The organism is Bradyrhizobium sp. 149 (genome assembly GCF_023073915.1).
Taxonomy (GTDB): domain Bacteria; phylum Pseudomonadota; class Alphaproteobacteria; order Rhizobiales; family Xanthobacteraceae; genus Bradyrhizobium.
On sequence record NZ_JADPKK010000020.1, the window covers coordinates 251,332 to 268,122 of the forward strand.

The following is a 16,791-nucleotide window of genomic DNA, read 5'->3' on the forward strand; positions in this document are numbered from 1 at the left end:
GACATGATGCTTCTGTATTCATGATCCCAGTAATCATTCGGGATAGAAATGCCAACGGCCACGCCGAGAGTTATCCGATTCGGCCCTCGCATCGGAGAAGATGGTCCGTCGCGGCGCTAAGAAGTGCATCGGTGGCCTCGATCGTGAGTGCAGCTTTGTGGGACGTCGCTATGAACTTATCTGGCCCGAGTCCGAGCAGTCCTTCCTGATCAGACGCGGCTCCCCTGTTTGCGACCCACTCCCTGTAATACCCGTCCATGAAGGCGAATGCGACTTCACCGCTCTCAAGCGCTCGCCGCAGCGCGTGAGCATCAACAACGTGGGGGTTTGAGAATTGGAGGATCCGGAGAACGCCGCGACCGCGGCACAGCAGCTCTCGACCAATCAAATTGTGGGTATCGACGGGATCATATGCAATACAGATGCAGCATTGATGGGCGCTGGAAAATATCTCCGGTAGTGGAGCATACCGCGCGCCGAGTGCAGCTTCGGTCTCCGGTTTCCGGCGGCGAGACCAATAGAGGATTTGGCATTCAGCCGAGATGGCTCTTATGTTCTGAGCCAAGCGCGTTCCGATGCGGCCCAACCCGATGATCCCGATCGTGGACGAGTCAAGCCCTGGGCGCAAGGCTTGACACCAATATGTGCCGCGATGAACTCCCTCCGATGAATGAAACACCGCTGCGCTTGCCAAGAGGGTGATGCCGAGCGCAAACTCGGCCACCGATGCGCAGTTCAGATGAGGCGTGTTGTGCACCATGATGCCGCGTGATGCAGCCGCGCTCTCGTCTACGAAGCTGGGGGTGCCCGTTCCCATCACGATGACATGCCTCAGTGTCGGAGCGCGATCGAGGAGAACGCTATCCGCGTATTCGGGCCCCCCAAGGACGTAATAAGAGGCCCCGGTCAGGTTGCCGGCCAGATCGTCGAGCGACGCGGGCCGACGCAAGTGTCTGATTTCGAAGATCGCGGAGAGGCGATGTCGCACCGGAACTGGAATTTCGAAGTCGCCGGTAATTAACACGATGGGTTTCGTCATGGCGCTCCCGCGTGCCAAGGTTTGAACTGGCCGGGCCTGACAGCTCCCGAAACCACCAGTGACGTGACGTACCGCCGCATACCCCTGCGCTGCCGCCGGCTTGTGAAGCTTGACCATCCAACAGATGGTCCCTTCCTCATAACTTAAGCGCCCTCAACTGGAAGGTATACGGTTCGTGACGAGGCGCCTCTTGTGCGACAGAGAAGCGGGCATGGCATCGACTACCTGCACTCTGACATCCAGTTGCTCATCTCCAAGGATGTCTTTCAGTCCAGTGATAAAGGCTTCAACGCGGCTCTCGTTATAGGTTCGATCGATCGACTCCGTCACGAGGAACAGATCTATGGTGCTGGGTTCATTCTGAACGATCTGAAATTCCGCGATTCGTCCATCCTTTGGAAACAGTGTGTGCGTGTACAGTGTCATCACGCGGTCTGGTAGAATTGCGCCTCGCGTGCGGCTGAAAAGGACTTGATCCGCACGCCCATGGAAGCTGCTGAGGCGTCGAAAATGATTTCCGCAAGCGCACGGGTGGGCTTTGCCGCTAATCTGAATAACGTCGCCCTGCCTGTAGCGGATGAATGGCATGAAGGTGTTCGTCAGGCTGGTAGCGACAATTTCGCCGCGCCCTTCGGAGTCAGCATTGAGAACGTCGACGCGAACGTTGTCCTCAACGATATGATAGCTTCCTTCTCGACATTGCGTTGCAATCAGATACAGCTCCTCAGACGAATATTCGTCGAAGACCGGCGCGCCAAAACCTTCCGCAATCCGGTCGCGCTCGGCTTTGATGCTGGATTCGGAATTGGTACAGATGGCTTCGATCCCAAGGCTGGAAAGATTGTCAACCGAGGCAACCATGCGAGAGAGATAGCTGGGGAAGGCCGACAGGATCTTGGGCTTCAGTCGCGCAATATGTTTGAACGCCAAGTCGGGCGGGCATTGGTTGGAGATCGTAAACACGGGAAAGGACCCCTCGAACGAGGTGAAACGAGGAGGTGCAAGATAAACTTCGTATAACCATTCGCTTGCGGCACGCTTTCGGCCCAACATCTGCTCGTAGTGCCGAAGATAGAAAAGTGCTCCGCAATCGTTCGTACCGCTGTCCTGCAGCACGATCAGAGCCCGTCCCGAAGAGCCTGATGTACGAGAGGAATAGCAATCAGCTCTGTTCATACTTCGGCTCGAGCCGAACATATCCCATGAACTTGCGATATCACTCTTAGAAATGCTGGGCAGTGCGTTATAGTCGTCCCACGTGACCAGATCGCCCGGCCTGAAACCAACAGACTTGTAGAGTTCATGGTAGAACGGGTGAGTGATAAAGGCCATGTCAATCAATAGTGACAGGCGATCGAACTGAAGTGCGGCTGTCTGTTCCAAAGAAAGCTGCGTCCTGTAGTGCAAAGACTCACGCAGTCGATTCCATTTTGCAAGGACGCGCCGTTGTGCGACCACACTCTCTGGAAAGCTCTTATGCGGTGGATAGTTGAAAGCGCGAATGTCGGATAGGCCGAAGTCGAACGCGTTGACGTCCATCATGATATTTGGACCTTTTGTCTTCGTTTCTCGTCGCCAATGTGAAGGATTCAGTCGGGCGCCAGAGACGAATCCCGTTATTTTGGCTCCCGTCTTGACGGCCTGCCTGGCAAAAGTGTCTCCGACTGCTGCCGATTTTTGTGCTTTCTGTCGGGCCTCGGGTCGGATGGAGCCGTGCCGCCGTCGGCCGGTGATCATCCAGCATCGAGCGTCCGGTCTGATCGCCGGGCCGATCGTCCGCGAGACAACCCTACGTTCTTGGGCTGGACACCTCTGACGCCGCATTGGAACAAGCCGGCGTCACAAGGCCTTCGGTAGTCGACCAGATCCGGTCACAAGGGGACTCTGAACGCGGTTGCGTTCGGCCGCACGTTGCGGTCACGGTGATGCATCAGAATGCCAAGTCGTGAGCTCATACCCGGTACATCCGGAGAAATGTGGGGGATGCCATTACTTGGGCTCGCCACTCCGTCTATGCCGACCATACCGTCGTACAACAGGATGTCGCCGCTTCCGGTCCGCACAATGAGCTCATCCGTGAGCTTCTCCGTTAGCGTTGATACCGTGATCGGGCGGAGGTGCCAGAGTCGATCCATGCGTGTCGCAGGCATGAACATGGCTCCTCCATACCCCTCCCAACCTTCCTCAAGGAGAGAGGTGATCGCCGTTTCCCGGATACCGTAGAACTTGTCGGAATGCAGAGTGGGGGTCAGCGTGGCAATCGGCGACGACGCATCCTTGCTCACGATGATGGACATCTGCTCCGTGAAAAGGTCCGAGCCGATCGCCTTGGCCCTCTCGAGAACAGAAATCAGCGCGCTCATGAATGCGCGCCCGAATTCGCCACGGTCAGCAACGCTGGCTTGCTTCGTCTTCCACCAGCCGAGGCCGCCAGCGAACGACGACCTTTCTTCGTAGTTCCGGAGCTCCAGTGTAATATGAACATTGCCGGTTGGCTTTCCGTTCAGGCCAGCCGCCAGACGCAGGGCTTCTCGCATGACCTTGACGTCGCTCACACGCTCTTCGCCCAGCACAAGAACCCACGGCCATTCGGCAGAAGGCGGCAAGGCTCCCAGGAGCTCGAGCGGCCACGATGGCTCGCAGAAATATGCCTGCAGGTCCAGCTGAAGAAACGCCTGACGCCAGACCAGCAAGGACTGGTCGGACTTTGTCCGCTGCCCTGATTTGCCGCAAAGGAGATGTCCCAGGTCGCTGCTGACGACCACGCACTCGCCCGCTGTTTGGGGTACTTGATAATTCTCGACGAGCATACTTCCTCCCTGATGGTTATGCGTCTTTGCGCGTTAGTTCAGGTCCCTTCGCACGGCCTGCACCAAACAGTGAATCCCCCCGAAATCTGCGACGAATTCGCTGACGTTGACCTCGATCACGCGCAATCCGAGATCATGCAGCAGTCGGTTCGAGCGCTCGTTGAGTGCATGAGCGATGACCCTGCCACCTCCGATGTTGAGTATGTTGCAGCCCATCCTGAGGCACTCCTCTGCCGGCGCATCATGGAGCGTGTAGCCCTCGTTCATGAGCCAGGCCAGCTCCTTTGCCTCGACCATTTCGCGGCAGCAAACCAGCGAACTTTCGCTCAGCACTCCAATTGCCAGATCGATGTGCCTCAAGCTGCGATGATATCGCACGATCCGACAAGTCCAGGCCTTCTCCTCGAACCAGCTCTTCACTTGCCAGGCGGCGTCCTCCGTCGTGCGGAGGCCGTTGTAGCCGACGATGACGAGCCCGGGGCGCAAGATCTGTACGTCTCCACCTTCCAGCGTTCCGCGCGTGATTCGCTTCCAGAGGGGAATCCCCAGCGAGCCGGCGTAATTCGTCGCAACGCGAGGCTCGCCCTGGCGCGCCATGATGCCCATGCGGGTCTGCAGGAGCCCCCACGGCGTCATGACACAGCTGTCGCGCGTGTAGCACTGGTATGGACTTCCGTGATCCGCCGGCATCAAATGGCACTCGATGCCTTCGTTCACCAGTGTGCGAACGAGTTCTTCGTGTTGCTCCTTTGCGATGCTATGGTTTGGGATTGTGCGCTGATCACCGCCGCCGGAGGAGACCTCGGCCGGCGGGCAAAGCAGAGCTTCTCGGAGACGCCCATATTCGCTGTCACAATACTCGGTCCGCATCACGAGCCCTCGTCAGCGTGCATCCGACCACGGATTCGATATGCGGTAGTGCATCGCAAGCTCATGCCGTAGCTCCGGTCGTGGTGGTCGAACGCTCATTCAACCGACACCAGGAGCCGACGACGGTGCGGCTTCCCAGGAAATAGCTCTCGCAATGTTCTGCTGCCGAATAGGTGGGCCAGGTCATCAGTAGCCGGTGTGCGGCTCGCAATCGATAGAACGGCACGCCGGGAAGTAGATGATGAGTGAGGTGCCAGCCGTTCTCATGCGGATGCAACAAGCACGTAAATGGACTGTTTGGCGGATGGTTTCTCGTGAATCCCAGGATACTGCCGGGTGTCAACCCGACGTGGTCGGAGATAATCACGAAGCTAATGGTAAGATGCTGGACGGTGAGACGCGCGGAGATCCACAGCATGCAAAAGACCACGGCTGCCCATGGACTCAGGAGGGTGCCGATAAACAACAAGGCCGTGCACCACCAGAACAGAATGGGAGCCGTCTGGCGCCAGGTGAGGTTTCCGAGCATTCCGAAGAGAGCGCCTCGCAGGGTCGTCCGATTGAAGGCTTGAGCGGTGTATAACGCCCAGGCTCCCTTTCTGATGAGGCTCTCGTCGTGGAGAAAATCCGTGTCCAGAACGGGGTCGCCGAGGTGGAGATGGTGCTGGTTATGGAGGCTGCGATACTTGTGCAATGATACAAATCCTGGCCAGCAGAGCGCGACCTGGGCCAACCAGTCGTTTACTCGCTTGGAAGGATGCAGAAGGTAATGTGATGCGTCGTGGATCAGTACAACGAGCGCACGCTGCCTGTTTCCGATGGCTACGAGCGCCGCCGGTACAGCCCACCAACCAAGCGCCCAGACGCCGGTGCAAGCCAGCGCAATGATGCACCAATCGAAGGCCACAGCCGCCACCGCGGCCGAGCTCGACTTTCTATGCAGCGCCTTCAATTGGCCATCAAGGTTGGCCTTGCGCATGAATCTCCACATCTCGGAAATGCTGACAACGTGAGTTTCGGTATCGCTCGACGCGTCGACTGTTGGTCCGTATTCGCCCGCGCCGGTCATCGATGATCCTCCAAGTTACTGCCGATGATCGCGTTCGCCGAGCAGGAAGCGAAGTGGACTGCCCACGTTTTCATCGCGCAAGCCACCGTTCGCTTATCCCAACGCAACGACACGTTCGTCCGCATAGGACCGCGTGGCGATATCTTGCAGGACGCGGACACCCGAAAGGAAGGTTTGATGCGGCCTCATGAGGCTGACCCGGACGTTGTGTTGGTTCTCCTTGAGTCGCGCAGAGTGCCAGAAGAACATTCGTCCCGGTAAGATGACCAGTCCTTTGGCTTCGAGCATTTTGCACACGTCCCGGTCGCAACGGCCAAGCCCACTGCAGTCGATCCACTCCACGCTGAGGGTTGACCGCAGAGATTCTGACGGGATACGCAAAAGCGAGTTCGCCAGCGCGCGTCTCAGAATATCGCGATGCTGATCGACGATCCGCCAGATCGTCTCCGAAATCCCCACCTTCTGTGTCACGTCGATAAACTTCGTCAGAACCGCGAGTGAGAAATTGGAAACACACAGAAAGAGCTCTCGATAGATGGTTTCGATGATCTGCTTGTTGTCGGCCGAATAGGCGAGAAGACTCGCCTTCATGTCGAGCGTCGGGAACACCTTGCCGGTATCCTCAAACGCGATGAAGGAAACGCCGGAATGCAAGAGATCTGCATAGTCGTCGTAAGGCTCGCGGCAATGAAGCCGGAAGCTGTTGTCGATTACCAGGACAATTGCGTTCTCGACGCAAAAGCTGATTATCTCCTTGAACGCCGACTTTCCAATGACCCGCCCGGTTGGGTTGTTGGGCTTCACGAGGAACAATGCGTCGAAACGCATCACCTTGAGTAGTTCGTCCAAACATCCCGCTTCGGCGGCGGTGTGCAGCAATGTCTCGTTCAGTGGAACGACATCCACGCCGCGTCGCTTCAGCAGAAGAGCGAGATTGTCGAACGTAGGTTCGACAAGAGCCACCCGCATCCGGCGCGTCGCGAGTAGCGCACCGACGATGTCGATGGAGTTCGAAGCGGTCGGGCAAATGACAAAGTTGTCGAGGGATTCGAGACCGGCAGAGCCGACGAGAGTTGAAAGGCTGTATTTGTATCGCGCTTCCATGTCGGGAATGCTGCTGAGCTGTGCCTCCGCCCAAATATCGGGGAGATCTGAAACGATCGGTGCGAAGAATGGGCCAAGGTCCTGGTAAGCGTGGCCGTCCGCCAGACTCGCGGGCGCGGACAAACCTTTGATTTCGACATCGGTGAGGGTGTCGCTCATCTATGCTTCTCTTGTTATTGGAAAGCCGGAGTTTGCCGTATCGATGCGATCAACCGCTTCTCGTGCTGCTACTTGCTTTCATTGTGCGTCCCGAGTCGAGCTACCTAAACTAGTAGGTGGCGGGTCGCGGTCGCTGGCCATATTGTCGTGCGGTGCAGCGCAAGGAGGCAGGTTGTGGACGGATCAATGCAACAAGCATCTAGTCCTAATGTGACCCGCTATGTGCTGGACGCGCTTCATGCGGAGGGGATCACCCACATCTTCTTCGTTCCCGGCAAACTGATTGATCCATTCTGGTTCAGGTGCGACCCGTCGAAGATCACTCCTATTATTGCCGCCCAGGAAGGAGGAGCCGCGTACATGGCAGACGGCTATGCACGCGCGACCCAGAATTTTGGAGTGGCGATGGGGATTGGTGGGCCGGGAGTTGGGAATATGACGACCGCTGTCGCATCGGCCTATTCCGATCGATCGCCTGTCCTTATCGTCGCGGGCACGATCCCATTTCGCGCGGAAGGCAGAGGTGCATTTCAGGATTCAAGCACGACGGGGATTGACGATCTGAAGCTTTTTTCGGCGCTCACTGTTTTTGCGGATGTCATCACGGACAAATCGCTGCTGGAGCGCTTTATCCGAAAAGCCGTGAAGGCGATGAAAGGCCTCGAAAACCGCCCAGCGCTTCTATCCATTCCGCATGACATGCATGAAGATGAGTGGAAGGCGAGCTATACGCCGGTAAAGAGGGACGATGTTCCTCGCATATTGGATGTCGAGGCCGTCAAGGCTGTCCCCGGAATCCTTAAGGACGTGACCAGGCTGGCGATCCTTGCGGGGAATGGTGCTGTCTGGTCACGGGCGAGCGATGAACTCAAGGCGTTTGCCCAACAGTACAGCATCCCCGTTGTAACCACTCTTCGGGCAAAGGGGGCGATATCCGAAGACGACGAGATCGCGATGGGTGTCTTCGGGGCAGGCGGCAGCCTATGGGCCAACCAAGTGGTGCTGGGCACTGGTGTAGATCCACGTGCCGAGGTTCTTCTCGTTCTGGGAGCAACTCTAAACGAAAACAATACTCACGGCTGGGCGCCCATGTTGAAGCCGTCCAAGGCACTGATACGAGTCGACATAGATCCCAACAACACGTTTGGTGAAGAGTATGACGAGCATTTTGTAACCGGCGATGTGCGGACGTTCTTGCGCTGGCTTCGAGAAAATCGCGACCAATATCACGCTGAACTAATGTCTACCAAGAGCGAGCGTGAAAATTGGCTAAGTGGAATTCGTCGAACACCCTATTACGACACGGAGGCTGATCGGGTCAGCAACGAGACTCCAATCAACCCTGCACGGGCCATCGCAGATCTCCGAAAAGCAACTCCTCGGGATGCAGTTACGATTGTTGATTCTGGCGCGCATACATTCTTCACGGGACACAACTGGACCAGCTTCGCGCCCAACGAATTCCTGTTCCAATCCAACACAGGACCGATGGGCTATGGGATCGCGATGGCCATAGGAGCATGGATGGCTCGGCCCAAGCGGCCACATGTCGCGATCGTAGGAGACGGGAGCTTGCTGATGCACGGCATGGAGATTCAAACGGCCGTGCGTTTCAAGGTGCCCCTGGTGGTCGTTGTCATCAACAATGGTGCCTTGGGCAGCATTCACCTTCGGGCGCGGAAGGAAGGCCCGGAAATAGCCAGTATCGTGGAAATCTCCCCTCCAAAAGACTGGGCATCTTTTTGCGTTGCTTTGGGAGGTGATGGGATCGTCGTGGAAGAGTCCGGCGATTTGGAGATCGCCTTCCAAAAAGCCTTCCGGACAGTAGACAAGCCTTTTCTGGTAGATGTTCGCTGTGACAAGAGCATTCGTACGCCAAACACACAACCAATGCGCCCTTAGCGGGGTGACCCTTCAGGCGCCGGGTCGCTTTGCAGCGATAACAAGAAGATCGCGCTCACGGCAACGCCGCCATGGCATCCTGTCGCCTGGTCCTGTTGCTTGAACGTACGCATGCGGTCGTCACGTCGCATCGATGAAATCGATTAGGAGAAAGGTGCGACACGTCCATGGCCGTCGCTCTATCGGTCATCAGTTGCGCAAGTATCTCGCCTGTTGCGGGCCCGAGAGTGAATCCTTGATGCCCGTGCCCAAAATGAGTCCACATCCCTTTTAATCCCGCGACGCGACCGATGACCGGGAGCATGTCAGGCATGCAAGGACGCGTTCCGAACCACGGCGAATTCTCGACCGGCGCGCCTAGCGTGACGAGATGACGGGCGGCTATTTCAGCCCGCTCAAGCTGCCAGGGGGTAGCCTTTGCGTCAGGTCCGGTCAGTTCGGCGCCTGTCGTGATCCTCAAGCCGCGCGTCATTGGCGCCATCACGTAACCGAAGTCTGCGTCGAGAAGCGGAAGATCGAGGGGCTGCCCCGAATAGTGAAGGTGATAGCCGCGCTTGCGAACCATCGGAATGCGGAACCCGAACCGAGTCAAGAACTGGCCGGACCAAGGTCCAAGCGCCACGATGACGTGTTCAGCCCGCAAAAGTCCGTTCACGGTCGCTACCATCCAACCGGACGAGGGGTCACTGATGAGGGTCTCTGCATCTCCGATCTCAATCGTCCCACCGCGCTTTGCGAAAAGTTGTGCATATGCGGTCGTCAAGGTTCCAGGATCGCTGATGGTCCAGGAATTTAGCCAATGCATTGCTCCGACCCCTGTGAATTTCAGGCCCGGCTCCGCTCTTGCGAGTGCCTCCGCTGAAAGCACACGGTGGGGGACGCCGTAATCGGCATGAAACCTCTCTGCAACAGCTACTTCTTGGTCCATTCCCCGCTCAGTTCTATGCAAGACACGAAATCCCTCGCGGCGAACCAGGCTCTCTGCTCCTGCCGCGGCGATAAGGGGAGCGTGTGCCTCTGCAGCCCGAGCGACGAGAGCTGAATGAACCTCTACCGCTCGTCTATAGCGGGATCCGCCGGAGTGCCACCAGTAGCTCAGAAGCGGAGCAACGTGCGGCCCGAGATGCCGCAAGCGCCAGTGCACGTCGTTCGTGTTGCCCAGGATGATATTCCAAAGCGAGCGCAAGTCTCGCGGCATCGCGAACGGCTCAACCGCCTCGCTCTGAATGATTCCTGCGTTTCCAAAACTTGTTGCCCGCCCAGGCGCTTGGCGGTCGATAAGGGCGACCGACCAACCACGCTTCTGCAGCATGAGAGCGGCCGAAACGCCGGCCATGCCGGCACCAAGCACGAGTGCGTCGGTCATCGGTGGTCCCTCGTACTCTTGCGACTAGCCCAACTCGGCCTGAGCAGGTCGCAGATTGGTCAACGCGCCAGGCAATGCAGGATCAGCTGGACATCAGCTTGTCAAAGACCGGCACCGGGTCATCAACCTCGACAAGTCGCTGACCCGTGATGACCCAGATTCGCGTCGCCACGGCTTGGACAAACGCTCGATCATGGCTGACCAAAAGACAAGCCGCACCGTGCTCGACCAATTCGCTCTCCAGCGAGTCCTGACCGTTGATATCGAGATGATTGGTTGGCTCATCCAAAAGGTAAAAGTTTGGCTGGAGCAAGCGCAGAAGAAGCATGGCAAGCCGCGCTCGCTGCCCTCCCGAAAGACGAGATATGGGCGCAGTTTGGGCGTCAATACCGACGCCGGCGCCTGCGAGCAGGGAGCGCGCCTGTTGATCCGGGAGACTGCTCAGGCTCTTGAAAGCGTCCTGCGGGGTCTTGAACATCTCGAGCTGTGATAGCGCTTGGTTCGAATATCCCAACTTGAGACTCGCGGCGACACGGATATCCGGATCGGATCCCGCAACAGCCGCCCGCAACCGCTCGATCAGCCTTGTCTTACCCGTACCGTTTCCTCCCAGGAGAGCAACCCGATCCCCGTTCTCGATCCATTTCGTACCGGTACGGAACAGCGGCCTCCCATCCGGTGTGACGATGGCAGTGTCCTTGATTGCGACCAGCGCCTTGGCATGACTTCCGCTGTTGGTTAGACGGATGGTTCCTGCCGAACGCTCCAGATGCCCTGGTCGGGCGCGCTCCTCGAGTTTGTCTGCCCGCTCCGACAGCTGCTTTGTCTTCACCACCAGCAGGTCGGACCCGGAGTTGATGCCGATGTTCTTGAGCTTCGCCGCCTGTTGTCGAAGAACCTTGACCTTGCGCATATCGTTCTCGAACTGTCTTTTTCGCGCCGCGTCGTGATCCTCCAACGCTTGCAGGGCGCGAGAATAGGGCAGAGAAAAGTCTGCACTTTCCTTTGGGCGCAGGAACAACGTACGGTTGGTCACGTCGTCGAGGAAGGCCCGGTCATGGCTTGCTGCGATCATGGCGCAATCGCGAGGCAACGCTGCCAGGAACCTTTCCAGCACGCCGATCCGGCCGATGTCGAGATGGTTTGTCGGCTCATCCAGCAGGAGCAGGTCAGGTTCGACAATGGCGGCCCTCGCTAGAAGCATCGTCCGTTGCCACCCGCCGGATAGAGCATGGACAGCAACGCCCCGAATGGATTCGTCCACGAAAAGATCATCGAGCAGGACATCGACCCGCCAGCCTTGCGTCTCGGCGACCTCCGGAGCAAGTGCTTCGCGCACTGCATCTTGGAAGCTGAGCGACTTGAGCCGTTCGGGTGGATCTTGTGGGGCGGCAGCCACTATCAGTCCGCGTGTGCGGGTAACGCCCCCCGCCGCTGCGTCTTCCTGGCCGGCTAAGATACGAAGGAGTGATGATTTGCCGCGTCCGTTGGCCGCGACAAGGCCAAGGCGGTCGCCTTTGCCAATTGAGAAACTCAGGCCGGAGAAGAGCGAGTCAACACGGGTTAGAGAAAGGTCTTTGATGGCAATAAGTGACATTACAGTCTCATAAGTCAGTGAGCGCGACAAAACGCGCGCAAATGGCTGACAACGAGACGGCGATACGCTCCTTGGTCAGCCCCGCGAGGTAAAACGCAGGGCGCAGACAGGTCCGCGGGTTGGATTGTGGCGGCTATGATGATTCATGGACCTTCCCCTCCGCTTTCAACCTTGGGGTACAGGATCGTACCAACTCAATCGCATCCGGGCAAGACCCTTCTTGTCCTCTGGCGGTGCGCGATCCTACCGGCGACAACGCGCCTGGCCGCTAGCCGCACAACAGGAGACCACCGAAAGGGAATAAGGCGGTACTTAGCCGAGACTTTTGGTTGATAGCGTAGAGACCACGCCTCTCTGGACACGTTGGTTGGGCGAGGGTCCATTAGCGCGCTGCTGTAAGAAGATCAGGTTGCGAGTCGATCTTGAAGGGACCAAAGCCAACGCGTGGTGGTGAGTTAATCGCGCGCCCTCTTTTCTTACTTGCCATTGCGCAACAACTAAGCCGTCCTTCCATACCTATCAGGTTTGATAGTTGCGCTAAACGCTATCGCGCAGCTTTACTTATCGAAACGTCACATCATCTCCAGTTGAGTGATGTCGTCAATCAGTTGCTCAAGCGGGCAGGTGCGGCCGGAGTGTCTGGCATGGCTTTTGGAGATCCGATGGGTCTTCGCCTGTCCTGTGGAGTTCCGTCCGCCATACTAGAGACAGGGCGGAGCCGGCTGGTGGAATGTCTCAACAGCAGCGTCGAACCTGGCAGTGGAAAGGACTAACGCTATGATTGTATCGCCTTCCCCCAAGAACGCCGTCATTCTCGCTGCCGGCTTCGGATCCCGCTTGCGCCCCCTGACCGATCTGCGCCCCAAGCCGCTGGTCGCGGTTGGAGGGACCCCGATCCTCTTCAATGCGCTCCGTCATTTGGAAGCCGTCGGCGTCGAGGACGTGACCATCGTGGTCGGCTATCGAAAGGATGCCATCCAATTCGCATGCGGCCGTCGCTTCGGCAAGCTCGACATCAACTACGTTGAATCGTCGGTATACGACGCAACAGGAAACGCCTATTCCTTGTGGTTGGCGCGTCATGCGTTACTCAACGGAGATACCTATCTGCTAGAAGGCGACGTCTTCTTCGAGCTAGACGCTCTGCGAAACCTTGGAGCGGTCAACGCCGAAAACGTTGCGGCAGTCGCGCCATTCGACCAATCCATGGAGGGCCCCGCTGTAGTCTTGGACAATGATGACTTCATATCTGAGGTGCGGACAAAGCAGACGGCTGCGAATCTGGATGCGGATTACCCACGTCTTTTCAAGACCATGAATCTCATTCGCTTTTCCGGAGTCGACCTCCGTCAGACTCTCGTCCCACATCTCGACGATCTGATCGGCCACGGTGTCGTGAAGTTCTGTATCGAGGAACTGCTTGGCCCGCTTGTCTGGAATCGAAGTCTACGGATCGCGGCAGCTCGCTGTGACGAATTGAAGTTGTTTGACATCGACAACGAGAATGATCTTAGCCTCGCCGAAGCGATGTTCGCACCAAAGAGGGAAATGGCCTGTTAGAGTGCTTCAATCAGCGCAATGTCCACTGATGGATGTGTGATGAAAGTTCGGCTCCTTGGTCATTATCAACCCGCCACGACCAGGCAACTTGCAACCTACCACGAAGTAGAGCAGGTCAATGACAGAGACTTTTCGAGCGGTCTTCGCGATGCCGACGTGTTCGTCGCAAGAAACCACGTGAATATCAACGCCGTGGCGGAACATGCACTTGCGTTGCCGCAATGCGCATGGCGACGCGCTCCGCTGAAGACGCGCCAGCTTCGGGCCGGAAAATGGTCAATCCGGATGAGAGATCGACGTCTCCGGCCACCGGTGCAGAAGCCCGCTCTGACAGTAGACGAGAGTTTATGGTGCGCTCGGAGGGCGTTCGCATTTCTTGCGAATTCAATGGCTTATTCGAGCAGTTTGGATCGAAAGGTTCATTTCGACCCCAACGGGTCCCCTTCAGCTTTCTGTGCGATGCCATCCGATCGAAGGTCGGCCGTAGGGAGCCCGAGGCGGCGACCATTAACCTTTCATTAACCACGCAACGCCAACCTCCCCTCCAAACAAAGGGAGGCCCGCAAATGGCGATGTTTCGAATTCAGCTCGCCGACGGCGAGCGGAACTTGAAGACCGACCTCAAAGCTTTGAACGAGGACTCAGCTCGCAGCGCCGCGGAGAAATGGTTCGACGGCGCTCGTTGGCGCATCGTCGCGATCCGACGCTTGTTCGACTGAGGCTGGCGGGTCGCGGTCAGCACTAACAGTCCCCACGACTCGCGCCAAATCCGCTGCACGGGGATATTGAACGATCATGCACCAGCGCCTGGACGACCTTCCGCTCGAAGGGTTCGCGATCATTGTCGATGGCCACTCTAAAGCGACCTTCTCCACCAGAGAAGGCGCACGCAGGGCGGTCATTGAGCTTAAGGGCCGGTTTCCGGCCATCCAAATCAAGGTCTACGACGCGGCGCAAGGCAGACCGAATTTACCTGATCAAACCCTGATGACGATCATTCCAGTCTGAGACCGCTGCTCGTTAGCTGATCACCGGGCGAGCCTAACGCCCACGGCGCGTCGTCTCAATTGAGATCGGATTTCCTAACCTTGTGGGACGGTTGCGTATGCAACCGGACTAGGCGCGCCAATGAGCGGGGAAGGCGGTCAAGGGCGCCGCCTGCGGCGCTCGCATGGCCCTTGTCCGCGGTGGGGTCGCAGACCCCAACTGCGTGCGCCGCAGGCGCATCGCAACAAGTGAAATGGCACCCGCAAGAGCGTGAGCATAGCGACGTCCGCGGTCTCGAAGAAGTTCTTCTCCTTCTTCAGGTCCATCGCCTCGGACAAGCGACAAGATCTGCGCGAACCCCGTGTAGAACCACATGCCTTTGACGTAGAACGCCACGAGATCGCGCAGCAAGGCGCGGTCGTTGTCAGGCGTTCCGGTCTCGAACGACAGATCGTCCAGATGCTGGGTGTGCTTGAGTGCCCATGCCGCCTTGTCGGTGATCGAGGGCACCTCGCGGTACATATTGAACAGCTCGCCCTCATCGAGGCCGAGGCTCAGCAAGCAAGCGACCTTCCTTTATGACTTCCGAAAATGCTGGCTCGCGCTTTTGCAAATCGTCCCACAAATCGTTGCTCATCGCTCTAGCCGGGGGTAGTACGGCAATAGCCGCCTTCACCTCAGCATCAGAGCCGCCGCCGTTGTAAATGGCGTGCATCCTGTCGCGCCAGTCAGCTGGGAGATCGGCAAGCAACGTCAGAAGACGCCCTACGGCGTTCGTGTCTTCATGAGACTTATTCTTTGCCACGTCCCATTGTGCACACAGCCTACCAAAGGTTGGCAACTTAGAACAGCGACCCAAAGTTCTGTGTCAGTGTTCGCCAGAGGATTTGGCACACTCTCCAAAACACACCAGCCGACGGGATGAGAAGACAGACGAATCCGATGGAATAAAAGAGAGCGACGAGGATACGCGAGATGGGATGAAGCTCGTCCAGGTACCGGTAATAGAGATGCAAATAGCCGAGATACATCTCTCGTTTCTGCGCATCCGTTTCGGACTGCCCATCTGGGTTCGTTTTCTTGTACCGGTCGCGGATTTCCCAGTACTCATTGAAGAATTTGTCATTGTTGTGCGTGAAAGCTTTCTCGATATCGACCATCGGGAAATCGCCACTCACGTCCTTGACCGCAGAGACGTACGCGTTGGCAGAGCCATAGTATTTGACAGCGTTCGGGCAGCGCCACGAGTAGATGGCAACCGCCGCCGCAATGGCGCAGAGCCCGAAATAGATCAGCAACAGCCTGGGCGAGACAGCAACGTCGCCCGGCGAGCCACCCAGCTCACTAATGACGTGCAGGTATTCTGAGATCTTTGCGTTGAAGATGATCAGATAACCGATCAGCGGGATGAGGACCGTCATACGGGCAGTTGGAGAACTACTGACCGCCCAAAAGCGAGACCACACCACCGGTCGGAGATGAAGCAAGGAGATGCAGTCCATCATTCCAAACGATTTCCGAAAGCTACCAAGCCTCATCTATTACTTCTCATCGTAGGGCTCACCCGAGTCTTCCCTCAGCGAGCGGTAGTACTCTTCGGCTTCATCATCGAGGAAATTGTCGTCAATCACGTCTGGCTCTTTAACCTCGATGCCATGCTCGTAATATTCTTCAAGCGTCATAATTGCCTTGCCGACATCACTCAACACCACGTTGATCTTGTGCTCTTCAACCTCTTCGGCTCCTGATCGCTCCGGCACTTCATCGAAGTATTCATATGACAGCCATGGCCAGACGTCCGCCATGTACTCGTCCAGGCTATGCGTCGGAATCCATTGCGAGACCATGTAGTCAGGTTCACCGTTGTCGATCTGGTCTGAGTCGAAGTAGATTTTACAATCTCTGAAGCCCAGGCTTTTGTTGACCCACTCCTCAATGACGAGATAGATCTCGAACTTACCGGAGAACTCCCTGATCATAGGTAGGTCGAGAGTGAGCCGGAGCTTACGGAATGCCGCTTCGTCGGACACCCCCCTCTCCAACGCTTTCGCGGATGCAGCATCCAGGACCTGGTTGGGCGGTATCTCAATGGACCATCTTCCCGACCTGTGCATCTGGATCTGGCTTTCATGGCTGGAGATCCAGTGTGCGCGCTGCAAGACGCCGAGCGACGTTGACCTTGCGGCAATGAAGCATCCGCCGACCACCTTCGTGCACGACCTCGCAAGCCGGCTGCGCTGCCGCAAATGCGCCAAGGCGGGCCGGCGTCCTTCCGCAACTCTGCTACAACTAACGTTGCAACCGCGCCACCCTCGGACCGAAGCCTGA

The 16,791-nt window shown here is 57.4% G+C and carries 14 protein-coding genes and 2 pseudogenes; 5 read left to right on the top strand and 11 right to left on the bottom strand.

Features of this window, described 5'->3' with window-relative positions; all coding sequences use genetic code 11:
* Positions 1-70: 70 nt before the first annotated feature.
* The 6 genes from IVA88_RS16220 to IVA88_RS16245 all read right to left on the bottom strand — a co-directional run bounded on the left by IVA88_RS16220 (position 71) and on the right by IVA88_RS16245 (position 7,051).
* Positions 71-1,039: an NAD(P)-dependent oxidoreductase gene (locus IVA88_RS16220; protein WP_247498234.1), complete on the bottom strand. Its 969-nt coding sequence runs from the start codon at positions 1,037-1,039 to the stop codon at positions 71-73.
* A gap of 153 nt (positions 1,040-1,192) precedes the next feature.
* On the bottom strand, positions 1,193-2,581 hold the full coding sequence (locus IVA88_RS16225) for a hypothetical protein (protein ID WP_247498235.1): 1,389 nt from the start codon (positions 2,579-2,581) through the stop codon (positions 1,193-1,195).
* A gap of 329 nt (positions 2,582-2,910) precedes the next feature.
* Positions 2,911-3,849, bottom strand: a complete 939-nt coding sequence (locus IVA88_RS16230) for a hypothetical protein (RefSeq protein ID WP_247498236.1) — start codon at positions 3,847-3,849, stop codon at positions 2,911-2,913.
* Positions 3,850-3,882: 33 nt separating this feature from the next.
* Positions 3,883-4,719 carry an arginine deiminase family protein gene (locus IVA88_RS16235; RefSeq protein WP_247498237.1) on the bottom strand — a complete coding sequence of 279 codons (837 nt, stop codon included), beginning with the start codon at positions 4,717-4,719 and terminating at the stop codon, positions 3,883-3,885.
* Between the two features lie 61 nt (positions 4,720-4,780).
* Positions 4,781-5,788: a fatty acid desaturase gene (locus IVA88_RS16240; protein WP_247498238.1), complete on the bottom strand. Its 1,008-nt coding sequence runs from the start codon at positions 5,786-5,788 to the stop codon at positions 4,781-4,783.
* Positions 5,789-5,881: 93 nt separating this feature from the next.
* A complete protein-coding gene (locus IVA88_RS16245) occupies positions 5,882-7,051 on the bottom strand; it encodes an aminotransferase class I/II-fold pyridoxal phosphate-dependent enzyme (RefSeq protein WP_247498239.1) in 1,170 nt (389 codons plus the stop codon).
* Between the two features lie 186 nt (positions 7,052-7,237).
* Here IVA88_RS16245 and IVA88_RS16250 point away from each other — a divergent pair, with 186 nt between their 5' ends.
* Entirely contained in the window at positions 7,238-8,953 is a 1,716-nt protein-coding gene (locus IVA88_RS16250; protein ID WP_247498240.1) for a thiamine pyrophosphate-binding protein, read from the top strand.
* Positions 8,954-9,008: 55 nt separating this feature from the next.
* Here IVA88_RS16250 and IVA88_RS16255 read toward each other — a convergent pair whose 3' ends face one another.
* The gene (locus IVA88_RS16255) at positions 9,009-10,319 is read right to left on the bottom strand and encodes an FAD-binding oxidoreductase (protein WP_247498241.1); all 1,311 of its coding nucleotides are present in this window, start codon (positions 10,317-10,319) and stop codon (positions 9,009-9,011) included.
* Between the two features lie 82 nt (positions 10,320-10,401).
* Positions 10,402-11,916, bottom strand: a complete 1,515-nt coding sequence (locus IVA88_RS16260) for an ATP-binding cassette domain-containing protein (protein WP_247498242.1) — start codon at positions 11,914-11,916, stop codon at positions 10,402-10,404.
* Positions 11,917-12,693: 777 nt separating this feature from the next.
* Between IVA88_RS16260 and IVA88_RS16265 the strand changes: the two genes are divergently transcribed.
* The 3 genes from IVA88_RS16265 to IVA88_RS16275 all read left to right on the top strand — a co-directional run bounded on the left by IVA88_RS16265 (position 12,694) and on the right by IVA88_RS16275 (position 14,484).
* Positions 12,694-13,476, top strand: a complete 783-nt coding sequence (locus IVA88_RS16265) for a phosphocholine cytidylyltransferase family protein (RefSeq protein WP_247498243.1) — start codon at positions 12,694-12,696, stop codon at positions 13,474-13,476.
* 227 nt (positions 13,477-13,703) lie between these two features.
* Positions 13,704-14,195 carry a hypothetical protein gene (locus tag IVA88_RS16270; RefSeq protein WP_247498244.1) on the top strand — a complete coding sequence of 164 codons (492 nt, stop codon included), beginning with the start codon at positions 13,704-13,706 and terminating at the stop codon, positions 14,193-14,195.
* 76 nt (positions 14,196-14,271) lie between these two features.
* A complete protein-coding gene (locus IVA88_RS16275) occupies positions 14,272-14,484 on the top strand; it encodes a hypothetical protein (RefSeq protein WP_247498245.1) in 213 nt (70 codons plus the stop codon).
* A gap of 309 nt (positions 14,485-14,793) precedes the next feature.
* Here IVA88_RS16275 and IVA88_RS16280 read toward each other — a convergent pair.
* The 3 genes and pseudogenes from IVA88_RS16280 to IVA88_RS16290 all read right to left on the bottom strand — a co-directional run.
* Positions 14,794-15,018 (bottom strand): annotated as a pseudogene (locus IVA88_RS16280) (ribonucleotide-diphosphate reductase subunit beta); the annotation flags it as partial.
* A gap of 287 nt (positions 15,019-15,305) precedes the next feature.
* On the bottom strand, positions 15,306-15,884 hold the full coding sequence (locus tag IVA88_RS16285; RefSeq protein WP_247498246.1) for a hypothetical protein: 579 nt from the start codon (positions 15,882-15,884) through the stop codon (positions 15,306-15,308).
* A 120-nt stretch (positions 15,885-16,004) separates the two neighbouring features.
* Entirely contained in the window at positions 16,005-16,493 is a 489-nt protein-coding gene (locus tag IVA88_RS16290) for a hypothetical protein (protein WP_247498247.1), read from the bottom strand.
* A gap of 100 nt (positions 16,494-16,593) precedes the next feature.
* On the opposite strand from IVA88_RS16290, the pseudogene IVA88_RS16295 reads away from it, so the two are divergent.
* Positions 16,594-16,791 (top strand): annotated as a pseudogene (locus tag IVA88_RS16295) (hypothetical protein); the annotation flags it as partial.

Bases quoted from the DNA above. Each gene is read 5' to 3' on its own strand.
- IVA88_RS16220 (WP_247498234.1), bottom strand. From the start codon at position 1,039: ATGACGAAACCCATCGTGTTAATTACCGGCGACTTCGAAATTCCAGTT.
- IVA88_RS16225 (WP_247498235.1), bottom strand. From the start codon at position 2,581: ATGATGGACGTCAACGCGTTCGACTTCGGCCTATCCGACATTCGCGCT.
- IVA88_RS16230 (WP_247498236.1), bottom strand. From the start codon at position 3,849: ATGCTCGTCGAGAATTATCAAGTACCCCAAACAGCGGGCGAGTGCGTG.
- IVA88_RS16235 (WP_247498237.1), bottom strand. From the start codon at position 4,719: ATGCGGACCGAGTATTGTGACAGCGAATATGGGCGTCTCCGAGAAGCT.
- IVA88_RS16240 (WP_247498238.1), bottom strand. From the start codon at position 5,788: ATGACCGGCGCGGGCGAATACGGACCAACAGTCGACGCGTCGAGCGAT.
- IVA88_RS16245 (WP_247498239.1), bottom strand. From the start codon at position 7,051: ATGAGCGACACCCTCACCGATGTCGAAATCAAAGGTTTGTCCGCGCCC.
- IVA88_RS16250 (WP_247498240.1), top strand. From the start codon at position 7,238: ATGCAACAAGCATCTAGTCCTAATGTGACCCGCTATGTGCTGGACGCG.
- IVA88_RS16255 (WP_247498241.1), bottom strand. From the start codon at position 10,319: ATGACCGACGCACTCGTGCTTGGTGCCGGCATGGCCGGCGTTTCGGCC.
- IVA88_RS16260 (WP_247498242.1), bottom strand. From the start codon at position 11,916: ATGTCACTTATTGCCATCAAAGACCTTTCTCTAACCCGTGTTGACTCG.
- IVA88_RS16265 (WP_247498243.1), top strand. From the start codon at position 12,694: ATGATTGTATCGCCTTCCCCCAAGAACGCCGTCATTCTCGCTGCCGGC.
- IVA88_RS16270 (WP_247498244.1), top strand. From the start codon at position 13,704: ATGGCGACGCGCTCCGCTGAAGACGCGCCAGCTTCGGGCCGGAAAATG.
- IVA88_RS16275 (WP_247498245.1), top strand. From the start codon at position 14,272: ATGCACCAGCGCCTGGACGACCTTCCGCTCGAAGGGTTCGCGATCATT.
- IVA88_RS16285 (WP_247498246.1), bottom strand. From the start codon at position 15,884: ATGACGGTCCTCATCCCGCTGATCGGTTATCTGATCATCTTCAACGCA.